General features: G+C 59.1%; 26 protein-coding genes and 1 tRNA gene. 18 read left to right on the forward strand and 9 right to left on the reverse strand.

The features are described from left to right. The first annotated feature begins 10 nt into the window (after positions 1 to 10). Positions 11 to 715, forward strand: a complete 705-nt coding sequence (gene msrA / locus KCG87_RS16655) for a peptide-methionine (S)-S-oxide reductase MsrA (protein WP_210558532.1) — start codon at positions 11 to 13, stop codon at positions 713 to 715. 1 nt (position 716) lies between these two features. Here the strand turns inward: msrA and KCG87_RS16660 are convergent, their stop codons facing one another. The 3 genes from KCG87_RS16660 to KCG87_RS16670 form a co-directional block, all read right to left on the reverse strand. After that, the gene (locus KCG87_RS16660) at positions 717 to 1232 is read right to left on the reverse strand and encodes a hypothetical protein (RefSeq protein ID WP_210558531.1); all 516 of its coding nucleotides are present in this window, start codon (positions 1230 to 1232) and stop codon (positions 717 to 719) included. A gap of 61 nt (positions 1233 to 1293) precedes the next feature. Continuing rightward, complete coding sequence (locus KCG87_RS16665) at positions 1294 to 1698, reverse strand: GNAT family N-acetyltransferase (protein WP_135296511.1); 405 nt, start codon at positions 1696 to 1698, stop codon at positions 1294 to 1296. Between the two features lie 53 nt (positions 1699 to 1751). Continuing rightward, positions 1752 to 2657: a LysR family transcriptional regulator gene (locus KCG87_RS16670; RefSeq protein ID WP_134787282.1), complete on the reverse strand. Its 906-nt coding sequence runs from the start codon at positions 2655 to 2657 to the stop codon at positions 1752 to 1754. Positions 2658 to 2759: 102 nt separating this feature from the next. Between KCG87_RS16670 and KCG87_RS16675 the strand changes: the two genes are divergently transcribed. Beyond that, positions 2760 to 3932, forward strand: coding sequence for an aspartate aminotransferase family protein (locus tag KCG87_RS16675; protein ID WP_210558530.1), 1173 nt, complete (start codon positions 2760 to 2762; stop codon positions 3930 to 3932). Between the two features lie 123 nt (positions 3933 to 4055). On the opposite strand, the gene KCG87_RS16680 is transcribed toward KCG87_RS16675, so the two are convergent. The 3 genes from KCG87_RS16680 to KCG87_RS16690 form a co-directional block, all read right to left on the reverse strand. Further along, entirely contained in the window at positions 4056 to 5975 is a 1920-nt protein-coding gene (locus KCG87_RS16680; RefSeq protein ID WP_210558529.1) for an alkaline phosphatase D family protein, read from the reverse strand. 73 nt (positions 5976 to 6048) lie between these two features. Next, positions 6049 to 6780 (reverse strand): hypothetical protein, encoded by a 732-nt coding sequence (locus KCG87_RS16685; protein ID WP_210558528.1) that lies wholly within the window; start codon positions 6778 to 6780, stop codon positions 6049 to 6051. 110 nt (positions 6781 to 6890) lie between these two features. Further along, positions 6891 to 7265, reverse strand: coding sequence for a hypothetical protein (locus tag KCG87_RS16690; RefSeq protein ID WP_049827877.1), 375 nt, complete (start codon positions 7263 to 7265; stop codon positions 6891 to 6893). A 119-nt stretch (positions 7266 to 7384) separates the two neighbouring features. Here KCG87_RS16690 and KCG87_RS16695 point away from each other — a divergent pair, with 119 nt between their 5' ends. Next, positions 7385 to 8134 (forward strand): hypothetical protein, encoded by a 750-nt coding sequence (locus KCG87_RS16695; protein WP_210558527.1) that lies wholly within the window; start codon positions 7385 to 7387, stop codon positions 8132 to 8134. Positions 8135 to 8158: 24 nt separating this feature from the next. Here the strand turns inward: KCG87_RS16695 and KCG87_RS16700 are convergent, their stop codons facing one another. Further along, entirely contained in the window at positions 8159 to 8488 is a 330-nt protein-coding gene (locus KCG87_RS16700) for a hypothetical protein (RefSeq protein WP_210558526.1), read from the reverse strand. 265 nt (positions 8489 to 8753) lie between these two features. Between KCG87_RS16700 and KCG87_RS16705 the strand changes: the two genes are divergently transcribed. Both KCG87_RS16705 and KCG87_RS16710 read left to right on the forward strand, forming a co-directional pair. Further along, positions 8754 to 9014 (forward strand): DUF6429 family protein, encoded by a 261-nt coding sequence (locus KCG87_RS16705; protein WP_027612145.1) that lies wholly within the window; start codon positions 8754 to 8756, stop codon positions 9012 to 9014. Positions 9015 to 9081: 67 nt separating this feature from the next. Beyond that, positions 9082 to 9438 (forward strand): hypothetical protein, encoded by a 357-nt coding sequence (locus KCG87_RS16710; RefSeq protein ID WP_027612144.1) that lies wholly within the window; start codon positions 9082 to 9084, stop codon positions 9436 to 9438. Positions 9439 to 9604: 166 nt separating this feature from the next. Here KCG87_RS16710 and KCG87_RS16715 read toward each other — a convergent pair. Continuing rightward, positions 9605 to 9689: transfer RNA gene (locus KCG87_RS16715), tRNA-Leu, on the reverse strand. Positions 9690 to 9797: 108 nt separating this feature from the next. On the opposite strand from KCG87_RS16715, the gene queA reads away from it, so the two are divergent. From queA to KCG87_RS16745, 6 genes are all read left to right on the forward strand, one after another. Then, positions 9798 to 10862, forward strand: coding sequence for a tRNA preQ1(34) S-adenosylmethionine ribosyltransferase-isomerase QueA (queA, locus tag KCG87_RS16720; protein WP_210558525.1), 1065 nt, complete (start codon positions 9798 to 9800; stop codon positions 10860 to 10862). Between the two features lie 14 nt (positions 10863 to 10876). After that, positions 10877 to 11992: a tRNA guanosine(34) transglycosylase Tgt gene (gene tgt / locus KCG87_RS16725; protein WP_161794909.1), complete on the forward strand. Its 1116-nt coding sequence runs from the start codon at positions 10877 to 10879 to the stop codon at positions 11990 to 11992. A 43-nt stretch (positions 11993 to 12035) separates the two neighbouring features. Beyond that, entirely contained in the window at positions 12036 to 12374 is a 339-nt protein-coding gene (gene yajC, locus KCG87_RS16730; protein WP_003227923.1) for a preprotein translocase subunit YajC, read from the forward strand. Positions 12375 to 12438: 64 nt separating this feature from the next. Further along, a complete protein-coding gene (secD, locus tag KCG87_RS16735) occupies positions 12439 to 14307 on the forward strand; it encodes a protein translocase subunit SecD (RefSeq protein WP_098965483.1) in 1869 nt (622 codons plus the stop codon). Between the two features lie 9 nt (positions 14308 to 14316). Beyond that, positions 14317 to 15231, forward strand: coding sequence for a protein translocase subunit SecF (gene secF / locus KCG87_RS16740; RefSeq protein WP_003227920.1), 915 nt, complete (start codon positions 14317 to 14319; stop codon positions 15229 to 15231). A gap of 121 nt (positions 15232 to 15352) precedes the next feature. Continuing rightward, the gene (locus KCG87_RS16745) at positions 15353 to 15901 is read left to right on the forward strand and encodes a glycine zipper 2TM domain-containing protein (RefSeq protein ID WP_027612139.1); all 549 of its coding nucleotides are present in this window, start codon (positions 15353 to 15355) and stop codon (positions 15899 to 15901) included. Positions 15902 to 16145: 244 nt separating this feature from the next. Here KCG87_RS16745 and suhB read toward each other — a convergent pair whose 3' ends face one another. Then, positions 16146 to 16964, reverse strand: coding sequence for an inositol-phosphate phosphatase (gene suhB / locus KCG87_RS16750; protein WP_003227916.1), 819 nt, complete (start codon positions 16962 to 16964; stop codon positions 16146 to 16148). 145 nt (positions 16965 to 17109) lie between these two features. Here suhB and trmJ point away from each other — a divergent pair, with 145 nt between their 5' ends. The 7 genes from trmJ to hscB all read left to right on the forward strand — a co-directional run bounded on the left by trmJ (position 17110) and on the right by hscB (position 22009). Next, the gene (gene trmJ / locus KCG87_RS16755; RefSeq protein ID WP_027612138.1) at positions 17110 to 17880 is read left to right on the forward strand and encodes a tRNA (cytosine(32)/uridine(32)-2'-O)-methyltransferase TrmJ; all 771 of its coding nucleotides are present in this window, start codon (positions 17110 to 17112) and stop codon (positions 17878 to 17880) included. Between the two features lie 3 nt (positions 17881 to 17883). Continuing rightward, entirely contained in the window at positions 17884 to 18660 is a 777-nt protein-coding gene (cysE, locus tag KCG87_RS16760; RefSeq protein WP_003227913.1) for a serine O-acetyltransferase, read from the forward strand. 240 nt (positions 18661 to 18900) lie between these two features. Further along, positions 18901 to 19392 carry a Fe-S cluster assembly transcriptional regulator IscR gene (iscR, locus tag KCG87_RS16765; RefSeq protein ID WP_007956690.1) on the forward strand — a complete coding sequence of 164 codons (492 nt, stop codon included), beginning with the start codon at positions 18901 to 18903 and terminating at the stop codon, positions 19390 to 19392. Positions 19393 to 19442: 50 nt separating this feature from the next. Then, positions 19443 to 20657: an IscS subfamily cysteine desulfurase gene (locus tag KCG87_RS16770; RefSeq protein ID WP_007964423.1), complete on the forward strand. Its 1215-nt coding sequence runs from the start codon at positions 19443 to 19445 to the stop codon at positions 20655 to 20657. A gap of 83 nt (positions 20658 to 20740) precedes the next feature. Next, on the forward strand, positions 20741 to 21127 hold the full coding sequence (gene iscU / locus KCG87_RS16775; RefSeq protein WP_003227907.1) for a Fe-S cluster assembly scaffold IscU: 387 nt from the start codon (positions 20741 to 20743) through the stop codon (positions 21125 to 21127). 28 nt (positions 21128 to 21155) lie between these two features. Then, positions 21156 to 21479 carry an iron-sulfur cluster assembly protein IscA gene (gene iscA / locus KCG87_RS16780; protein WP_003227904.1) on the forward strand — a complete coding sequence of 108 codons (324 nt, stop codon included), beginning with the start codon at positions 21156 to 21158 and terminating at the stop codon, positions 21477 to 21479. Between the two features lie 8 nt (positions 21480 to 21487). Further along, positions 21488 to 22009 carry a co-chaperone HscB gene (gene hscB, locus KCG87_RS16785; protein ID WP_003227901.1) on the forward strand — a complete coding sequence of 174 codons (522 nt, stop codon included), beginning with the start codon at positions 21488 to 21490 and terminating at the stop codon, positions 22007 to 22009. Positions 22010 to 22029 lie beyond the last annotated feature (20 nt).

The following is a 22029-nucleotide window of genomic DNA, read 5'->3' on the forward strand; positions in this document are numbered from 1 at the left end:
AGTGCGCAACATGAAAGCTCAAAACAACTGGCGCCGTGCGTTGCTCGGTGTCGCCATGGCCGGTGTGATCGGTCAGTGCTCGGCGTTCTCTTTCGGTGCAGAGGATGCGGTGGCCATCCCGCCGCCAGCCCTCGACGAAACCACTCAGGCGCACAGTGAAACCGCGGTGTTCGCCGGTGGTTGTTTCTGGGGCGTGCAAGGGGTTTTCCAACACGTCAGAGGTGTGCAGAAAGCCGTTTCCGGTTATGCCGGCGGTGCGGCGAACACGGCGGAATACGAGCGGGTCAGTGAAGGCGATACCGGTCATGCCGAGTCAGTGCAAGTCACCTTCGATCCGACGCAAGTCAGTTACGGCAGCCTGCTGCAGATCTACTTCTCGGTGGCCCACAACCCGACCGAACTCAACCGCCAGGGGCCGGACAGCGGCACGCAATATCGCTCGGCGCTGTTCCCGGTCAATGCCGATCAACAACGTGTGGCCCAGGCCTACATCGCCCAACTCGACGCGGCGCATGCCTACAACAAACCGATCGTCACCCAACTGGAAACCTACAACGGCTTTTACCCGGCGGAGGACTATCACCAGGATTTCCTCACCGAACACCCAAGCTATCCGTACATCGTGATCAACGACATGCCCAAGGTCGCGCAGTTGAAGCAGTTGTTTGCGCAGCGTTATCAGGAGAAACCGGTGTTGGTGAAAACTGGTTCCTGAATTACTGCGAGGTTATTTGTCGGCGTTGGGACTGAAGCGTGCGCAGCAAACGGTAGTACTTCAGCGAACGAGTGCCGATCAACCCGCAGACGAAACCTGAAATCGCGGCTTTCAACAACAGTGCATCCAGAGCAGAGGCTTGCTCCGGATGCACGTCATCCTGATAACCGAAGTAGTAATTCACGGCAAAAAACAGCAGGTACAACATCAACACTTTCCAAGTGCCGGGCAAGATCAGTCCTGTTTGCGAATCATCAAGCGTCACGTATTGCGCCGAAAACATTAGCCATGCCGTAACGCCGCCCAGCAAGAGGGCGCCAATCCAGCAGCTGAGGGACAGGGCTGGGTTAAGCGTCAGATTTATTGAGAAGAGAGACCAGGCTATTAACACTGGTGGTGTGACCAGCATTGCTAAACGGCTCTTGGGGCTGGGCGTGCGAGCCTTGATCCCGAAATAAACGAGTACCAGGAAAACCGCATAAACCCACAGAGGGGTGTTTTGCAGAGTGATCAGCATCAATTGGCGTCCGTGCTTGAAAGAGAAGATGAATCATAGCGGTTGCCATGTTCGGCGGCGGTTATTTCAAGCGCGGTCGCTCCATGGCAATTACCGATGTTTCAAACCCCAAACTGGCAAAAAACGCCTCCGCACCTTCGCGCCCGGCGCGTAGTACCCAAGTGATCTCGGGGTTGTCCCCCATGACATGCTCGACCAGTGCGCGCCCGACGCCGGCGCGCCGATGCTGGCCATCAACTACGACCATCGACAGATAACCGTTGGACAAACCATCGGTGATGCCTCGGGCAAAACCGATGATTTTTTCGCCGCTCAGTGCGACGGCAGTGCGTTGCGAGTTTTCGATCAGTTGAGTGAAGTAGTCGCTGGAGCCTGTTCGGTGTCCCCAGCCATGTAGGCCGAGAAACAGCCGAACTGGCTCCACTTCGTCGGGCAACAGATCGCGTACGGTAAGGTCGTTTCTCATCGATAACAGCATCCTTGTCGGCAATCACCGGAGCGTAGTCGATAGCAATTGAGTCAGGATCTGCCCCAGGTTTGCATTGCGAATTCGACGAAGCGCCGCAGCTTGGGCAAACGATAACGATCCGGGGCATAGAGCAAATGCAAAGGGCGGCTCGGTGGCTGGTAATCGGGTATCACCGTCACCAGTTTGCCGTCGCGCAGATCCTGTTCCACCAGCGCATCCGGCAGCATGACGATGCCCATGCCGGTGCGTGCTGCCTGATGAAGGCCGGCGGAGGTGTTCATCAGCATCGGGCCGCTGACGTCGACCAGAATCTCGCCGTCCGGGCCGCTGAGGCGCCAGCGTTTTTCCACTGATTGCCAGTCGTCGCCGGCAGGGTAGGCGAACGACAGGCAGTCGTGTTGTTGCAGGTCTTCCGGGGTGATCGGCATGCCGCGTCGGGCGACGTAAGCCGGCGAAGCGCACACGGTCAGGGTGTAGTCGATCAGCGGCCGGGCGATCAGGTTCGACTGCTCGAAATGTCCCAGCCGAAACGCTACGTCGAGGCCGCTTTCCAGCAGATCCGGGCGGCGGTTGGTCAGCACCACATCCATTTTCACCTGCGGGTATTGCAGGGAAAATTCACTGAGCGCTGGGGCCAGGCGTTCGACACCAAAGGTCAGCGGCGCGGTGATGCGCAACAGGCCGCGTGGCTCGTCTAGGGCCTGTTCGGCCAAGCGTTCGGAGTCGGCCACCAGACCCAGAACGTCCAGACAGCGCTGGTAGTACACGTTGCCGAACTCGGTAAGCCGCTGCCGGCGGGTGGTGCGCTGCAACAATTGCACGCCGAGCCGTTGCTCCAGTGCGCGCAGGTGATTTCCGACCATGGTCGTGGACATTTCGCACTGCAACGCGGCCGCCGTCATGCTCCCGGCTTCTACAACCTTCACGTAGACGCTCATTGCCTGCAACAGGTCCATTATCAAGCTCTGCTTTTAAATGATTGAAGTTTTACCGAGTTTATCCAGTTCTGGTGGCTAACCATACTGCAAACACACCGACCTTCACTGGAGTTTGAAGTCATGACCGCCGCCCTGATGAACACCTACCAATCGCTGGCTCTGAGTTTCACCAGAGGTCTGGGCACTCGCCTGTGGGATCAGGCCGGTCGTGAATACCTGGATGCCGTCGCCGGGGTTGCGGTGACCAACGTAGGGCACTCGCACCCACGGATCGTCGCTGCTATTAGCGAACAGGCGGGGCTGCTGTTGCACACCTCCAACCTGTACAGCATCGACTGGCAGCAGCAACTGGCCAAACGGCTGACTGAGCTGTCGGGCATGGATCGCGCGTTCTTCAATAACTCGGGTGCTGAGGCTAACGAGACTGCACTGAAACTTGCGCGCTTGTACGGCTGGAGCAAAGGTATCGAACAGCCGCTGGTGGTGGTCATGGCCAACGCATTTCATGGCCGCACGCTCGGTACGTTGTCGGCGAGTGATGGCCCGGCGGTGCGCCTGGGCTTCAATGATCTGCCGGGGGATTTCGTCAAAGTGCCTTTCGGTGATCTGGCGGCGCTGGATCAGCTGCAGCACAAGCATGGCGCGCGCATCGTGGCGATTCTGGTCGAGCCGATCCAGGGCGAAAGCGGCGTGCAACTGGCGCCGCCCGGCTACCTCAAAGCCCTGCGGGAAGTGTGCAATCGGCGCGCCTGGCTGTTGATGCTCGACGAAATCCAGACCGGTATCGGCCGCACTGGCCAGTGGTTTGCGTTCCAGCATGAAGGTATCGTGCCGGACGTCATGACCCTGGCCAAAGGCCTCGGCAACGGTGTGCCGATCGGCGCCTGTCTGGCGCGGGGCAGAGCGGCGGACCTGTTCACGCCCGGCAGCCATGGCAGCACCTTCGGCGGCAACCCGCTGGCCTGCCGGGTCGGTTGCACGGTGCTGGATATCATCGAAGAACAGGGCTTGCTGGAAAATGTCCGGGTGCAGGGTGAGCGCCTGTTGACCCGCCTGCGCGCCGAACTGGCAGACAACCCCAATGTGTTGGCGATTCGCGGGCAGGGCTTGATGATTGGTATCGAGTTGAAACAGCCGCTCCGCGATCTGACGCTGATTGCTGCGCGGGATCATGGATTGCTGATCAACGTGACGCGTGGCAAGACGATACGGCTGCTGCCGCCGCTGACGATTGATGAGCGGGAGGTGGGGATGATTGTCAGAGGGGTGGGGCGTGCCGTGATCGCGCACTGACGCGCAAACGAACCCCCTGTAGGAGTGAGCCTGCTCGCGATAGCGGTGTATCAGGCGATATACATTTTGAATGGCCTACCGCAATCGCGAGCAGGCTCACTCCTACATTGGAATAGGTGCACGTCAGTCCGGATAATCCCCCAACTCCGGCGCCAGCATCCGCGTCTTCAGCGCCCCGTTCGAATTGTGCTGAATGATCTCGCTCGGCTGCCCCAGCGCATTGAAAAACACCTGGCCGATCCCGGCTGAATTCCACAGCCGTTCACCCGCTTCGGCATGTTCCGGGGTGTACGGCACGATGCGCATGCGTCGGCGTTTGGTGAACCAGTTCAACGGCGAGCGCGGCGAATAGAGCCAGCGGTTGAGGCGGTCGAACCATTCCAGCAGGGTTTTCGGGAACTCGTTCTTGATCCCGCTGCTGGTGATCTGCCAGATCCGTGGCCCGGCCTTGCGGTGTCGGATAAGCACTTCGTAGACGAAGGAATAATGCACATCGCCGGACAGCACCACGTAGTTTCCGGGTGTGCGGGTGTGTCGGAAAATGTTCAGGATCACCTGCGCCGCACCGCGATGAGCCATCCAGTTTTCGGCGTCGACCAGCAGTGGATAACCGCACCAGCTGAAAACCTTCTGAACGGTTTCAATCAGCTTCACGCCGAAGATCGGCGCCGGTGAAACGATGATCGCTGACGGATGATCAAGCAGCTCCTGCTGCAGTTCGCTCAGCGCTTCCCAGTCCAGTAAACCGGAGGGTTGCTTGAGTGCCATCTCGCTGCGCCAGCGCCGGGTGCGGGTGTCGAGCACCACCAGCGCCGGGCTGCTCGGCAGCACGAAATGCCAATGCTGAAAGCGCAGCAAGTCATCGATCAGCGCGTCCTGCACCGGGCTGTCGAGATATTGATCGTCACCACTGGCGCTCAGGCGGCGAGTGTTCTCCAGCACATCCTTGAACGCGTCCGGATTATTGCCCCAGCCCTGACACAACATGTACGCGATCAAGGCGTTGCCGATGATGCGTTTGGAGAACGGATGACCGTAGGCGGTTTCCTCCCATTGCGCGGAAAGGTTCCAGTCATCGGTGATGTCGTGGTCATCGAAAATCATCAGGCTCGGCAGGTGCGCCAGCGCCCGGGCAACGTTGGCCAACCCGGCCTTGAAACCATCGATTCGGGTCTGCTCCAGGGTGTAGCGCTTCAAGCGTTCAGGCGTCAGCGCTGGAGCAGCAGGATTGATCAACCCCCAGGCAATCGGCGACCACACCAGCAAATACATCGCCATCACTTCGGCGAAGGTCACCAGGTGATTGTCAGCACTGCTGCTGGTGAAAATCGGCTTACGCGCACCGCCGAAAAATCGCTCGCGCAAGGTCTCGTTGCTCTCCAGCGCCGGTAACAGATCCGCACGGTGGTAGTAACTGGCCGGGTGTTGGTAGAGCTTGGCGCTGTCGCTGACCACGGCACCTTCGAGGTGTTCGTCGAACAGACCGAGGCGCTCGATCAACGCATGAATCGCCCGCAGCATCGGGCCGGCAACATCGTCGGCGTAGATCTGGTCGCCGCTCATCATCAACAGGGCGGGGCGTTGTTGTGGATCGGTTTCTATCGCCAGCAACTGATCGACACAGAGCAGACCGTCTGCCGCCGGATGATGCGGCTTGCGGCAGGAGCCGTGGAGCAATTGATCGATCCGTGAGCGCACGACGAAGTTCGGGCAAGTAGCATCGCCATACACCAGATGTGGTGCCCAGTCGGCAATTCGCTGCTGGCCATCGATCAGCAAGTCGTAACCCACAACGGTCTGACAGGGCAGGGCGCTGTCGAGCACAACGTCAATCAAATGAACGAACGCATGACGGCCTACAGGAATGACCGTGCACCTCCCGGCATCGAGAGGGATATCTCCTACGCCTTGCAGGCGCAACGTCAGCGACAGTTGACGCGTACCGACCAGCCACAGCACCACGCGCGTGGTTTCCAGCCGGCGCAGCAGTGGGCCGGCCAGGACGGGAGGTAGCGGATTCAGGTCAGCAGGTATCGGGGACATTCAGGGGGCAAAGCTCAAGGCGCACAGGCTGGCGATGATAGCGCAGCCGGCGCCTTGAACCCTTAAACGAGGCTTAAGAGTCAGCCTTCTGCAGCTTCAGCGCCAGCAGTCGCCATTCGGCGGACGCGGGTTGCTCCTGCACCGAGCAGTCGAAGCGATAAGTGACGTCATCGCCGTTCATGTTGCGCGCGGTGACCTTGTTGCTGAGGGTGTAGACCTGATCCTTGAAGCGCTTGGTGACAATGGCGGAACTGTCGGCGAAGCGCTCCGACGCTGGGAAGCGCAGTGTGCTGGTGACCACCGTGCCGCACATGACATACGCGAGCATCGATTTATCGCTGTCGGCATTTTGCCCAAGCTTGTCGCGCAGCGCGGTGAGCGCTTTACGGCCCTGCGCGTCGCTCTGATCCAGGACGGTTTTTTCCGATATCGATTTCGGCGCCCGGCTGGCGTAATTCGGCAGCAGTGCGGAATCCGGCGGAGAAGGTTGGTTATCCGGCTCGATCGCGGCAAAGCCCGGCGCGTTTTCCAGCACCGCGGACGTCGAATCCGACTCGGCTTCGGGCAACAGACTGGTGGTCACATCACTCTGTGTGATCACGTCTTCAATTGGCGCTTTTGCGGATTTATGCGCCGACGGGAATATCGACAGCAAGATCGACAGCACCACCATGCCGACGATAAAACCGCCCGCCGCGCCAACGATGTTGCCGTAAAACAGATTCCAGCTGCCGCGGTTTTTCACCACCCAGCGCCACATCAAACCCCAGGCGGCGATAAATGCCAGAAAACTCAGAAACTCCATTCGATCCTTTCCTTAACCCTTCAATAGCCTGCAAAACAGCACCCACTGGCGGTGAGTGCTGAAGATGGACGGCAAGATATCAAAATAGAGGTCTGACGCCACGAAGACATTCACATGCCGAGATTGGGCGGATTGATCTGAACAAAAAACATGATCGCCGTTATGCCGGCCACAACGCCGCAAAGGCCGGCCAGTAGCTGACGCGCGACAGGGTGTTCGACCTGCGAGCGACGTGCCACCAGCATCCATACGCCGGTCAGCGCCGCGGCAGTCGCCAGCATTTCCAGAAGCGATCCCATGACCCCCGGGACCGGTGGCCGGCTAGAGCCGAACAGACCGACACAAAGCTGCGAAACCACCAGGCCGACAATCATGCCGCTGGCCGCACCCAACACATTGGCGAGTAGCAGATTCCACGCACCACGCTGCCTGACGACCCAGACCCACATGCCTATCCAGGCGATAAAGAAAAACACAACATCCATCGTATCCATCCTTCGAAACCCGTCACGGTACAAACGCTCGGCACCTTGCCGACAGTGGACGGCACGATAGCAAAATAGTAGCGTCGCGCCACTTTCTTGATTCCTGTAATGGACTACTCATGCCAAAAGCCGCTTCTGTTCTGCGCTTGCTCTGTGCAATCACGTGCGCCGCTGTCATTACCCCGGCATTCGCCGAGTGGAAGGAGCCCCCGGAAAGCAGCTGGCAGTATTACCTCGGCAACTGCCAGCGAATGCAGGAGAAAATCGCCGACGTCCAGAGCGGTCGCGTACCCAGCGCCTATGAGGTGATCGGCGATCTGGAGAACAGCCTGCGGAGCATGAACCAGCGCCGCTCGAACCTGACGCCCCAATACCTCAGCTCCCGCGAATTCGCGCAATGCGAAAACGTCGCCGCCCAGGCCGAGGCAACCATTGCTCAAGGCAATGCCGAGTTTGCCGCCAGAATGAATCAGGCCGCCGAGCAAGGCCGTATCGCTCATCAGAACTCCCCCGAATACAAACGCGCCCGTTCACTCGGCTACAGCGACGTCGGCGACATCTCCTTCCTCAAACTCCACGAAGACATGGACGGCGAAGCCCGCCTGAAAACCATGCTGATCACCGTCGACGAAATTTGCGGCCAATACTTTCGCGCCACGCAGTATGTGAAGCCGTATGTGATTTATACCGTGCGCCCGTCGGATGGCGGCTGTGGCGAGGAAAAACGCGTGGCGATCGTCGGTGGCCGGTCGGTGGAGAAGGGCGATTACATTGATGAGCGGGGCGAGTTTCAGTATGTGGGCTGGAAGAAGATTGTGGGGGCGGATGGGTTTCCCACGGATATTCGGGTTTTGAAGGCTCGACGCTGAAAGGTCAGCGAGTGAAGCAACTGATCAGAGAATGTCTTTCAGATAACCCTTGAGCGCGAGGAGCGGCTGATCAAGCTGCTCCAGCGACTGCGACTGACTGAAATCGGCTGACAGCTTGTGCAGCTCCCGCCCCAGCGGTTTCTCGACGCCGCCCAACGCATCCATCGCCAAGCCCAGGCACTCGTTCATCTTGAACTGAATGGTTTCGACATCACCCCGGCGCACCAGCAGTTCGAAAACGTCTTTCTGATAGTCACCCATAACCATGTCATCCCGCAGAATCGGGCTCAGGCCTTCCTCCTCGTAAGCGAGTTTGAGGGAGAACAGGGCGACGGTTTCCAGTGACGTTTCCATGGTTGGCCTTGGAGGTTCTTGAGCTTGAGTCTTGAAATTCGGTACGACCAGCGATAGTCGCAACGGGGCGGAAGACCGGCTGCGGGCGTGCGTGATTATACTGAGTGGACGCATCAGGTGCAGTCCCTAGGCAAAACAGGTTGCACGGACAGCGCCGAGACATTCAATGACCTAAGCAACAGAACGAGTTTCTCAGGATGGCCAGCGAGTATGAGCTGCCAGACAAACTCAACGATAGTTCAGGCATATGAGCGGAGCGACGATCATGGAATACGACGAAAAGTTGATTGAAGAGGCTGTGCTTGCCCTGTTGGCCGCTTTCAGTTCCGACGACGGCAATGCATGGAAAGGCTTCGATTTTGAAGTCATGAACCGATTGCATGAACAGGGTCTCATCAGTAATCCGGTAAACAGGAACAAATCGATCTGGTTGACGGAGGAGGGCCAGGAACGAGGTCGTCAGATAGCTGAGCGTTTGTTTGGGGGAGTTGTTCAAGCCCCGCGTGCGCCTGATCCAGATATCTGAGTTCCTGTCTCGGCTCGTCGTTTGAACTGCGCCGCGCCAGTGGAACGCAAATGGAGGGGTTTTCCCGTTGGAGCATTTTCTGAATGAACCACAACTGACAAACGTTAGAGCTGCACTGTCCGAACCGTTCAACCATTTTCCCACTGATTACGATTACATCGCATGCCAGCTAAAAGGCGTCGATCCAGCGGTGCTCTACGAGATTTTTTATTCAGAAGTAGCGCCGGTGTGCTTTATGAACATTGCAGCGGTCTTGCCGACTGTCTGGACAGGTTTTGACCCTGATTGGCTCAGGGGCGAGATAGAGGAAAGGCTTGTGGCGCGGCAGCGTAATTGGTTTCGCAGGTTGTTCGACAAGTTGCTGATTCGTTGGTTGAAATACAACTACGACCATATGTGGCAAGAAATCGCCAGCAGGCTTTGAGCTTGTGGCAAGCGTCTGAAGTTCTTCGCTTTTAGCGATCAATACTTCGCCAAGTTTATCGCGCAACCGGTCTCATCGCGGGTGAGCAGGTGGCCATTGAGTGGAGAGGGGGCACTTTCCGACAGACGAAAAAAAAGGCCTTGCTAAGCAAGACCTTTCTTAATTTTGGTGCCCCGAGGGAGACTCGAACTCCCACTCCTTTCGAAAACGGATTTTGAATCCGCCGCGTCTACCAATTCCGCCATCAGGGCTCAATGGCGGCGAAGTATAGAGAGGTGATTACCGTTGGTCAATCACGTTTCATGGTCAATTTTTGATAATTCCGCTAGACTTTCCGGCCCTGCTAGACGAACCCCATCATGCGCGTTGCTGACTTTACCTTCGAGCTTCCTGATTCGCTGATCGCCCGCCACCCGTTGGCCGAGCGTCGCGGTAGTCGCCTGCTGACCCTTGATGGGCCGAGCGGCGCCCTTGCACACCGTCAATTCACTGATTTGCTTGAGCATTTGCGCCCGGGCGATTTGATGGTATTCAACAATACCCGGGTGATTCCGGCGCGGTTGTTCGGGCAGAAAGCCTCGGGCGGCAAGCTGGAAATCCTCATCGAACGCGTGCTCGATTCGCACCGCGTGCTGGCCCATGTGCGCTCCAGCAAGTCGCCGAAGCCGGGTTCGAAGATCCTCATCGACGGCGGTGGCGAAGCCGATATGCTCGCGCGTCACGATGCGCTGTTCGAGCTGGGCTTTGCTGAAGAAGTGCTGCCGCTGCTCGATCGCGTCGGGCACATGCCGTTGCCTCCTTATATAGACCGCCCGGATGAAGGCTCGGATCGCGAGCGCTATCAGACCGTGTACGCCCAGCGCCTGGGGGCGGTGGCGGCGCCGACGGCGGGGCTGCATTTCGATCAGCCGCTGATGGAGGCGATTGCCGCCAAGGGCGTCGAGACCGCGTTCGTCACGCTGCACGTCGGTGCGGGGACGTTCCAGCCGGTGCGCGTCGACAAGATCGAAGATCACCACATGCACAGCGAGTGGCTGGAAGTCGGCCAGGACGTGGTCGACGCCGTTGCCGCGTGCCGTGAGCGTGGCGGGCGGGTGATTGCCGTGGGTACCACCAGCGTGCGTTCGCTGGAAAGTGCCGCGCGTGATGGCGTGCTCAAGCCGTTCAGCGGCGACACCGACATCTTTATCTACCCGGGCCGGCCGTTCCATGTGGTCGACGCCCTGGTCACCAACTTCCATTTGCCGGAATCCACGCTGTTGATGCTGGTTTCGGCGTTCGCCGGTTATCCCGAAACCATGGCCGCCTATAAAGCCGCCGTCGACAACGGCTACCGCTTTTTCAGCTACGGTGATGCGATGTTCATCACCCGTAATCCCGCCCCGACTGCCCCTGAACACACAGGCCCAGAGGAAACAGAATGAGTCGCGAATGTCGCATGTCCTTTGAACTGCTTGCCACCGATGGCAAGGCTCGTCGTGGTCGGCTGACCTTTCCGCGTGGCACCGTCGAGACCCCGGCGTTCATGCCGGTGGGCACCTACGGCACGGTCAAGGGCATGTTGCCGCGTGACATCGTCGCCACTGGCGCGGAAATCATTCTGGGCAACACCTTCCACCTGTGGCTGCGTCCGGGCACCGAGGTGATCAAGGAGCACGGCGACCTGCACGACTTCATGCAGTGGAAAGGCCCGATCCTCACCGACTCCGGCGGTTTCCAGGTGTTCAGCTTGGGCGCGATGCGCAAGATCAAGGAGGAGGGCGTGACCTTCGCCTCCCCGGTCGACGGCTCGAAAGTGTTCATGGGCCCGGAAGAATCGATGCAGGTGCAGCGCGATCTCGGTTCCGACATCGTGATGATCTTCGACGAATGCACGCCGTACCCGGCTGACGAAGACGTCGCCCGCGTATCCATGGAGCTGTCGCTGCGTTGGGCCCAGCGCTCGAAAAACGCGCATGGCGACAACACCGCGGCGCTGTTCGGTATTGTTCAGGGCGGCATGCACCAGGATCTGCGCATGCGCTCGCTGGAAGGTCTGGACAAGATCGGCTTCGATGGCCTGGCCATTGGCGGTCTGTCGGTGGGCGAGCCGAAGCACGAGATGATCAAGGTGCTGGATTATCTGCCGGGCATGATGCCGGCTGACAAACCTCGTTACCTTATGGGCGTTGGCAAACCGGAAGATCTGGTTGAGGGTGTGCGCCGCGGTGTGGACATGTTCGATTGCGTGATGCCAACCCGTAATGCCCGCAATGGGCATCTGTTCATTGATACAGGCGTGCTGAAGATCCGTAACGCGTTCCATCGCCATGATGATTCGCCGCTGGATCCGACCTGCGATTGCTATACCTGCCAGAACTTCTCCCGCGCTTATCTGCATCACCTGGACAAGTGCGGCGAAATGCTCGGCAGCATGCTCAATACCATCCATAACTTGCGCCATTATCAGGTGCTGATGGCTGGTTTGCGCGAGGCTATTCAACAGGGTACATTGGCCGCCTTTGTCGATGCCTTCTACGCCAAACGCGGGCTCCCCGTTCCGCCTTTGGACTGAGTTTTCTGACCCCAAGATTCAACATTTGCAACTGGAGTGCTAAATGAGCTTTTTTATCTCTAACGCCATGGCTGACGCAGCTGCACCGGCTGCTGCAGGCCCAATGGGCGGCGGCTTCGAGTGGATTTTCCTGGTCGGCTTCCTGGTCATCTTCTACCTGATGATCTGGCGTCCACAGGCCAAGCGCGCCAAAGAGCAGAAGAACCTGCTGAGCAGCCTTGCGAAGGGTGACGAAGTGGTTACCACCGGCGGCATCGCCGGCAAGATCACCAAAGTGGCCGATGACTTCGTGGTTCTGGAAGTTTCCGACACCGTGGAAATGAAGTTCCAGAAGGGCGCCATCGCCGCCACGCTGCCAAAAGGCACGCTGAAAGCGATCTAAGGTTCCAACTTCTACTCAATCGACGGGGCGCGCAAGGCGCCCCGCGTTCATAACGGGCGGCGTGATGCTGAACAAATATCCTCTGTGGAAATACATTCTGATCCTGGCGGTGCTGGCGGTCGGTCTGATTTATTCCGCTCCCAATCTATACCCTGATGACCCGGCCATTCAGATCAGCGGCGCCAGCACGGCCCTGCAGGTCAATCAGGCCGATCTGGATCGCGTCAGCACCGCGCTGCGTGAGTCCGGGATCAACGTCAAGGCAGCTTCGCTGGCCGCCAACGGCAAGGGCGGTCTGATCCGTCTGACCAAGGCTGAAGACCAGCTGCCGGCCAAAGACGTTGTGCGCAAGGCATTGGGTGATGACTACGTCGTCGCACTGAACCTGGCACAGACCACCCCGCAATGGCTGCGCAACCTCGGCGCGCACCCGATGAAGCTGGGTCTGGACTTGTCCGGTGGTGTGCACTTCCTGCTGGAAGTGGACATGGACAAAGCCCTCGACGCCCGCCTGAAAGTCTACGAAGGCGACGTCAAGAGTCTGCTGCGCAAAGAGAAGCTGCGCTATCGCAGCCTGCCACAACTGGGCGGCGCCATTCAGTTGGGCTTCAGCGATGCTGACTCCCGCGAACAGGCCCGTGCGCTGATCCGCAAGAACTTCAACGATTTCGACATTGTTCCGGCCGACCTCAACGGTCAACCGGTGCTGCGTCTGGCGATGACCCCGGCCAAGCTGGCGGAAATCCGTGAATACTCCATCAAGCAGAACTTGACCACGGTACGTAACCGCGTCAACGAGCTGGGTGTTGCCGAACCGATCGTTCAGCGTCAGGGCGCCAACCGCATCGTGGTTGAGCTGCCTGGCGTGCAGGACACTGCCGAAGCCAAGCGTATTCTAGGCAAGACGGCCAACCTTGAGTTCCGTCTGGCTGCAGAGCCGGGGGCTTCGAAAGCCACTTCCGAAACCTTCGAGTTCCGTGAAGGCAAGCGTCCTCCTGCGCAGATCGAGCGTGGCCTGATCATCACCGGTGACCAGGTAACTGACGCCAAGGCTGGTTTCGGCGAGCACGGCACACCAGAAGTGAACATCCGTCTGGACGGTCACGGTGGTGAGCTGATGAGCCGCGCGACCCGTTCGAATGTCGGTCGCAGCATGGCGGTGATCTTCATCGAGCAGCGTCCGGTGACCACTTACACCAAGCAGGTTGTCGACGGGGTCGAGAAAGACGTGCCGGTGCAGACCTTCAAGGAAGAGAAGAAGATCATCAGCCTGGCGACCATTCAGTCGCCGCTGGGAGCGCAGTTCCGCATCACCGGCCTGAACGGCCAGGGTGAATCGTCCGAGCTGGCGCTGCTGCTGCGTGCCGGTGGTCTGGCCGCGCCGATGTACTTCGCTGAAGAGCGCACAATCGGTCCGAGCCTGGGTGCTGACAACATCACCAAAGGTATCGATGCATCGCTGTGGGGCATGCTGTTCGTCTCGCTGTTCATCATCGCCATCTACCGCTTCTTCGGTTTGATCGCCACGGTCGCGCTGGCGGTGAACATGGTGCTGCTGCTGGCGCTGATGTCGCTGCTGGGTGCAACGCTGACCCTGCCGGGTATCGCCGGTATCGTCCTGACCATGGGTATGGCGGTCGACGCCAACGTGCTGATCTTCTCGCGGATCCGTGAAGAGATCGCAGCCGGCATGACCGTGCAGCGTGCAATCAACGAAGGCTTCGGCCGGGCATTCACCGCGATTCTCGACGCCAACCTGACCACTCTGCTGGTCGGCGGCATCCTCTTCGCCATGGGCACCGGCCCGGTGAAGGGCTTCGCAGTGACCATGTCCCTCGGGATCTTTACCTCGATGTTCACGGCCATCATGGTGACCCGCGCAATGGTCAACCTGATCTTCGGCGGACGTGACTTCAAGAAGTTGTGGATTTAAGGGGCTGCCATGTTACGTACAATCAACTTCATGGGCGTTCGCAACTTCGCGTTCGGCGTCACAGTGTTTCTCACGTTGCTGGCTATTTTCAGCGTCGTCCACAAGGGCATGAACTGGGGCCTGGACTTCACCGGCGGTACGCTCATCGAGCTGACCTACGAGCGTCCGGCCGACGTCACCAAAGTGCGTGAAGAGCTGGTGACTTCCGGTTACCACGAAGCCATCGTGCAGAGCTTTGGTGCAACCACTGACCTGCTGGTGCGCATGCCGGGTGAAGACCCGCAGTTGGGTCACCAGGTGGCCGAGGCTTTGCAGAAAGTCGGCGGCGACAACCCGGCGACGGTCAAGCGTGTCGAGTTCGTCGGCCCGCAGGTCGGTGAAGAGCTGCGCGACCAGGGCGGCCTCGGCATGCTGCTGGCGCTCGGCGGCATCCTGATCTACCTGGCTTTCCGCTTTCAATGGAAATTCGCGGTCGGCGCCATCGTTTCGCTGATTCACGACGTGATCGTGACTGTCGGTATCCTGTCGTTCTTCCAGATCACCTTCGACCTGACGGTGCTGGCGGCGGTACTGGCGATCATCGGTTACTCGCTGAACGACACCATCGTCGTGTTCGACCGGGTTCGTGAGAACTTCCGTGTGCTGCGCAAGGCTTCGCTGATCGAGAACATCAACATCTCGACCACCCAGACCTTGCTGCGGACCATGGCGACGTCGATCTCCACCTTGCTGGCGATCGCTGCGCTGCTGTTCTTCGGTGGCGACAACCTGTTCGGCTTCTCCATTGCCCTGTTCATCGGTGTTCTGGCGGGTACCTACTCGTCGATCTACATCGCGAACGTGGTGCTGATCTGGCTGAACCTGAGCACCGAGGATCTGATTCCTCCGGCCAACACCGAGAAGGAAGTCGACGACCGTCCATAACGGCCATCGTTTCTCCGGCTGTCAGCCCGAAAAAGGCGCGAGTTGAACTCGCGCCTTTTTTTATGCTCCAAGGCTGGGAGAAGCGCGGGCGCGTCCCGCATGTGATGGTCAGGAGGTTCATGTGAACAAGTCGTTGCTGGTTGGTGCGGTATTGGGTGCTGTCGGTGTGACTGCCGGGGGTGCTGTTGCCACCTACAGCCTGGTTAAAAGCGGCCCTGAGTATGCGCAAGTGCTGGCCGTTGAGCCGGTCAAAACACAGATCAAGACTCCACGTGAAGTGTGCAAGGATGTTGCTGTAACCCGCCAGGCGCCGGTCAAGGATCAACACCAGATCCTCGGTACCGCGATTGGTGCGGTAGCGGGTGGTTTGCTGGGTAACCAGATCGGCGGCGGTACCGGCAAGAAGATTGCCACGGTCGCTGGCGCGGTCGGTGGCGGTTATGCCGGTAACAAGGTGCAGGAAGGCATGCAGAACCGCGATACCTACACCACCACCCAGACTCGCTGTAACACCGTGAATGACATCAGCGACAAGGTTGTCGGTTACGACGTGCGTTATTCGCTGGATGGCAAGGAAGGCAAAGTGCGGATGGACCGTGATCCGGGCAACCAGATTCCGGTGGACAAGGAAGGTAAGTTGATTCTGTCGCAGAATCAGCCGGCTCAATAACCGTCTGATCGTTTAAAAAAGAGCACCCTGCGGGGTGCTTTTTTGTGCCTGCCATTCAAGCCTCACCACAAAGACCCTGTGGGAGCGGGCTTGCTCGCGAATGCGGTCTACCATCCAGAATTAATGTTGGCTGACGCGCCGCCTTCGCGAGTAAGCCCGCTCCCACAGTGGATTCGAGTGGAGGCTGAAATCGCAGGCATAAAAAAAGCACCCCGAAGGGTGCTTTTTGCTTTTCGCGGGAAGCTTAACGCTTCAGCGAAGCCGGCAGGTGCGGCTGGATCGCCGTCAGGACTGCCTTGAAGCATTTGGTGTTGCCGGCAACGATGTGGCCTTTCTCAAGGAAATCGTGACCGCCGGTGAAGTCGCTCACCAGGCCGCCAGCTTCTTGAATCAGCAGGGCGCCGGCAGCCATGTCCCACTCGGACAGGCCCGACTCCCAGAACGCGTCGAAACGACCGGCAGCCACGTAGGCCAGGTCCAGGCTGGCGGAGCCGGCGCGGCGGATGCCGGCAGTCTGGCCAACCAGGGCGCGGAACATGCCCAGGTAGTTGTCGAGGTTGTCCATCTGGTCGTCACGGAACGGGAAGCCAGTACCCAGCAGAGCGCCGTCGAGGCTGGTGCGACCGCTGACGCGCAGACGACGACCGTTCAGTTGAGCGCCGCGACCACGGCTGGCGGTGAATTCTTCCTGGCGAACCGGGTCCAGAACCACAGCGTGTTCCAGGCGACCACGGTATTTGCAGGCAATGCTGACGGCAAAGTGAGGAATGCCACGCAGGAAGTTGGTGGTGCCGTCCAGTGGATCGATGATCCACAGGTACTCTTCGCCTTCGATGCCGTTACCGACATGCATGCCGGTCTCTTCACCCTGGATCGAGTGATTCGGGTAAGCCTTGCGCAGAGCATCGATGATTTTCTGTTCGGCGGCGCGATCGACCTCGGATACATAATCCTTGGCGTCTTTTTCGTCGACCTTGATGGTATCCAGGCGCTCGATGGAGCGGAAGATCAGTTCACTGGCGCTGCGGGCGGCGCGCAGCGCGATATTCAGCATGGGCTGCATGGATGTGTCACCTAAGGTTGTTAAAGAAAGCCGCGCATTCTATCAGAACTTTTCTTCAGGTGAAGGTCGCTGTTCGCTTTCATAGCTTAACGGTAGGCTGTTCTGTAAGATTTGCACCCCTTTCCTGTGTCCGAGAGCGCCTCCCTTGCTGCAGAACATTCGTGTCGTCCTGGTCAATACCAGCCACCCCGGCAACATCGGCGGGGCCGCGCGCGCCATGAAAAACATGGGTCTGTCGCGGCTGGTGCTGGTCGAACCGCGGTTGTTTCCGCACCACGAAGCCGATGCGCGTGCTTCCGGTGCCGGTGACATTCTTGAAAACGCCCAAGTCGTCGCCACTCTGGAAGACGCTTTGGTCGGCTGCAATCTGGTGCTCGGCACCAGCGCCCGTGACCGCCGTATTCCCTGGCCGCTGCTCGATCCCCGCGAATGCGGGAGCAAAGTGGTCGAGGAAGCGGGGCAGGGCGCACAAATCGCGTTGGTGTTCGGTCGTGAAGACTCCGGCCTGACCAACGAGGAGCTGCAGCGATGTCACTTTCACGTGCACATCCCCTCCGATCCTGAGTTCAGCTCGTTGAACCTCGGGGCGGCGGTGCAGGTGTTGAGCTACGAAGTGCGCATGGCCTGGCTGGCCGCTCAAGGGCAGCCGACCAAGATCGAGAAAGAAGAAGTGGCCTCGGTGAAAAGCGCCGAACTCGCGACCATGGATGAGCTGGAGCGCTTTTACGAGCATCTGGAGCAGACGCTGGTTGCCATCGAATTCCTCGATCCGGAAAAGCCAAGGCACTTGATGGCGCGCCTGCGCCGATTGTACGGACGCAGCTCGGTCAGCCGGGCGGAAATGAATATTTTGCGTGGCATCCTCACGGAAACCCAGAAAGCGGCCCGTGGTGAGCTTCTTAAGCGGAAGGACTGAATGATGTTTGAGCGTTTGCGTGAAGATATCCAGAGCGTATTCCATCGAGACCCGGCGGCGCGTAACGCTTTTGAAGTCCTGACCTGCTACCCCGGTATGCACGCGATCTGGATTCATCGGTTGGCCGGGATGCTGTGGCGCAACGAGCTGAAATGGCTGGCGCGGCTGGTGTCGAACTTCGGTCGTTGGTTGACCGGGATCGAGATTCATCCGGGTGCCAAAGTTGGTCGGCGCTTTTTCATTGACCACGGCATGGGCATCGTCATTGGTGAAACCGCCGAGATCGGCGATGACGTGACCATTTATCAGGGCGTAACCCTTGGCGGCACCAGTTGGAACAAGGGCAAGCGCCACCCGACGCTGGGTGATGGGGTTGTCGTGGGTGCTGGTGCCAAAGTGCTCGGTCCATTCACGGTGGGGGCTGGCGCGAAAGTCGGCTCCAATGCAGTGGTCACCAAGGAAGTGCCGCCGGGCGCCACAGTGGTGGGGATTCCGGGGCGGATCATCGTCAAAACCGATGAAGAGCAGGACGCCAAGCGCAAGGCGATGGCCGAGAAGATTGGTTTCGACGCCTATGGCGTCAGCGAAGACATGCCCGACCCGGTGGCTCGCGCCATCGGTCAGTTGCTCGATCACCTGCAAGCGGTGGACGGACGACTGGAGGGGATGTGCGGCGCGCTGAAGGATCTGGGCAGTAATTACTGTGCGAAAGATCTGCCTGAGCTGCGCGAAGAAGATTTCGCTTGCGTGAAGGGCAAGGATCAGAGCCAGGCCAGCTAAACCGGGGCGCTGTGTTTCGCGAGCAAGCCCGCTCCCACATTGGAATGCATCCCCCCTGTGGGAGCGGGCTTGCTCGCGAAGAACGATAACGCGGTACCGCTGGCTGTACGCCGCCAGCCTTTGCTATGATGCGCGCGCTCTTTTGCGGGTAAACCCGACTAAAGCACTAGGTCTTATAGTTGACTTAAATGCTCGGGAATTGCATACTCCCGCCCATTCCGAACTCCGTGGTAATTGTCCATGCGACTGACTACAAAAGGCCGATACGCCGTGACCGCCATGCTTGACCTGGCGTTGCACGCGCAGCACGGGCCGGTGTCCCTGGCCGATATCTCCGAGCGCCAAGGCATCTCCCTGTCCTATCTCGAACAGCTTTTCGCCAAGCTGCGCCGCAGTAACCTGGTTTCCAGTGTTCGCGGTCCAGGCGGTGGTTACCAGCTGTCGCGCGACATGCAGGGCATCCAGGTGGCTCAGGTGATCGATGCGGTCAACGAATCGGTCGATGCTACAAAGTGCCAGGGCCAGGGCGACTGCCATTCCGGCGACACCTGCCTGACTCATCACCTGTGGTGCGACCTGAGCCTGCAGATTCACGAATTTCTCAGCGGTATCAGCTTGGCCGACCTCGTAACTCGCCGTGAGGTGCAGGAAGTGGCCCAGCGTCAGGATCAGCGTCGTTGCAATGGCAAGGCGCCGCGCCTGGACAAGATTGAAGCGTCCGCCGTCGAATGACAGCCAAAGAGCTAGCGGCACGCCAGCCAGCCTGATTTAGGAGATAGTCCATGAAATTGCCGATTTACCTTGATTACTCTGCGACCACCCCGGTCGATCCGCGCGTTGCGCAAAAGATGAGTGAATGCCTGCTGGTCGACGGAAACTTCGGTAACCCGGCGTCCCGTTCCCACGTGTTCGGCTGGAAAGCTGAAGAGTCCGTCGAAAACGCCCGTCGTCAGGTGGCCGACCTGGTCAACGCCGACCCGCGTGAAATCGTCTGGACGTCCGGCGCCACCGAATCCGACAACCTGGCGATCAAGGGTGCGGCGCATTTCTATGGTTCCAAAGGCAAGCACCTGATCACCAGCAAGATCGAACACAAGGCTGTTCTCGACACCATGCGCCAACTGGAGCGTGAAGGTTTCGAAGTGACCTACCTCGAGCCGACTGAAGACGGTCTGATCACCCCTGCGATGATCGAAGCGGCACTGCGCGAAGACACCATTCTGGTGTCGGTGATGCACGTTAACAACGAAATCGGCACCATCAACGACATCGCTGCCATCGGCGAACTGACCCGCTCCAAGGGCGTTCTGCTGCATGTTGACGCGGCTCAGTCCACTGGCAAGGTCGACATTGACCTGCAGAAGCTGAAAGTCGACATGATGTCGTTCTCCGCCCACAAAACCTACGGCCCTAAAGGCATCGGCGCGCTGTACGTCAGCCGCAAGCCGCGTGTGCGCATCGAAGCGACCATGCACGGCGGCGGTCACGAGCGCGGCATGCGTTCCGGCACGCTGGCGACCCACCAGATCGTCGGCATGGGCGAAGCGTTCCGTGTAGCCAAGGAAGACATGGCTGCCGAAAACGTGCGCATCAAAGCCCTGAGCGACCGCTTCTACAAGCAGGTCGAGCATCTGGAAGAGCTGTACGTCAACGGCAGCCTGACCGCCCGCGTTCCGCACAACCTGAACCTGAGCTTCAACTACGTTGAAGGCGAGTCGCTGATCATGGCGCTCAAGGATCTGGCGGTATCGTCCGGTTCGGCCTGCACCTCGGCATCCCTGGAACCTTCGTACGTTCTGCGCGCCCTCGGCCGCAACGACGAACTGGCACACAGCTCGATCCGTTTCACCTTCGGCCGTTTCACCACCGAAGAAGAAATCGACTACGCCGCGCAGAAAGTCTGCGAGGCCGTTACCAAGCTGCGCGCTCTGTCGCCGCTGTGGGACATGTACAAAGACGGTGTCGACATTTCGAAAATCGAGTGGGCGGCACACTGATTTCAAGTCGCCGCGAACCGGCCCTGCGACCCCAAGTTGCAGGGCTTAAAGAGCGACTCTCTGATGAGTGAGGATTAAGCACCATGGCTTACAGCGAAAAGGTCATCGACCACTACGAAAACCCGCGCAACGTCGGCAAGATGAACGCGGAAGACCCGGATGTCGGCACCGGCATGGTCGGCGCTCCGGCGTGCGGCGACGTGATGCGTCTGCAGATCAAGGTCAACGATCAGGGCGTTATCGAAGACGCCAAGTTCAAGACCTATGGCTGCGGTTCGGCAATCGCTTCCAGCTCCCTGGCCACCGAGTGGATGAAGGGCAAGACGCTGGACGAAGCCGAGACCATCAAGAACACTCAGCTGGCCGAAGAACTGGCTCTGCCGCCAGTGAAAATCCACTGCTCGGTACTCGCTGAAGACGCTATCAAAGCGGCTGTTCGCGACTACAAGCAGAAGAAAGGCTTGATCTAAGCATTGCGCGACGAGTAAGGAGTCAACGATGGCTATCAGCATGACAGAAGCGGCTGCTCGACACGTGCGACGCTCCCTCGACGGGCGCGGCAAAGGTGAAGGGATTCGTCTGGGTGTTCGCACCACGGGCTGTTCCGGCCTTGCCTACGTGCTGGAGTTTGTCGACGAGGTGGTTGCCGAGGATCAGGTGTTCGAAAGTCACGGCGAGAAAGTGATCATCGACCCGAAAAGCCTGGCTTACCTGGACGGCACCGAGCTCGATTTCGTCAAGGAAGGGTTGAACGAAGGCTTCAAGTTCAACAACCCCAACGTACGCGGTGAATGTGGCTGCGGCGAAAGCTTCAACATCTGAGGCTTGTCGTGGGTATTCCTTGTCATTTCGCTTTATTCGAGCTGCAACCGAGCTTTCGCCTGGATCTCGAGCAATTGGCCACGCGCTACCGTGAGTTGGCGCGCGGTGTTCATCCTGACCGCTTTGCCGACGCTTCCGAGCGCGAGCAGCGCTCAGCGCTCGAGCAGTCTGCGCGGCTTAACGACGCGTATCAGACGCTCAAGAGTCCTGCCCAGCGTGCACGCTACCTGCTGACCATCAGCGGGCATGAAGTGCCGATGGAAGTCACGGTCCATGACCCCGAGTTTCTCTTGCAGCAGATGCAATGGCGCGAAGAGCTCGAAGACCTCCAGGACAGCGCCGATCTCGACGGTGTCGCGGTATTCAAGCGTCGCCTGAAGGTGGCTCAGGAACAGTTGAACGAAAGCTTCGCAGCCTGTTGGGATGATGCGGCGCAACGCGAACAGGCCGAACGCCTGATGCGGCGCATGCAGTTCCTCGACAAGCTCACCTACGAAGTGCGCCAGTTAGAAGAGCGCCTCGACGATTAACCCAGTGCCGCTCCGGTCGC

This window comes from Pseudomonas sp. MWU347 (assembly GCF_017947305.1).
Lineage (GTDB): Bacteria > Pseudomonadota > Gammaproteobacteria > Pseudomonadales > Pseudomonadaceae > Aquipseudomonas > Aquipseudomonas putida_A.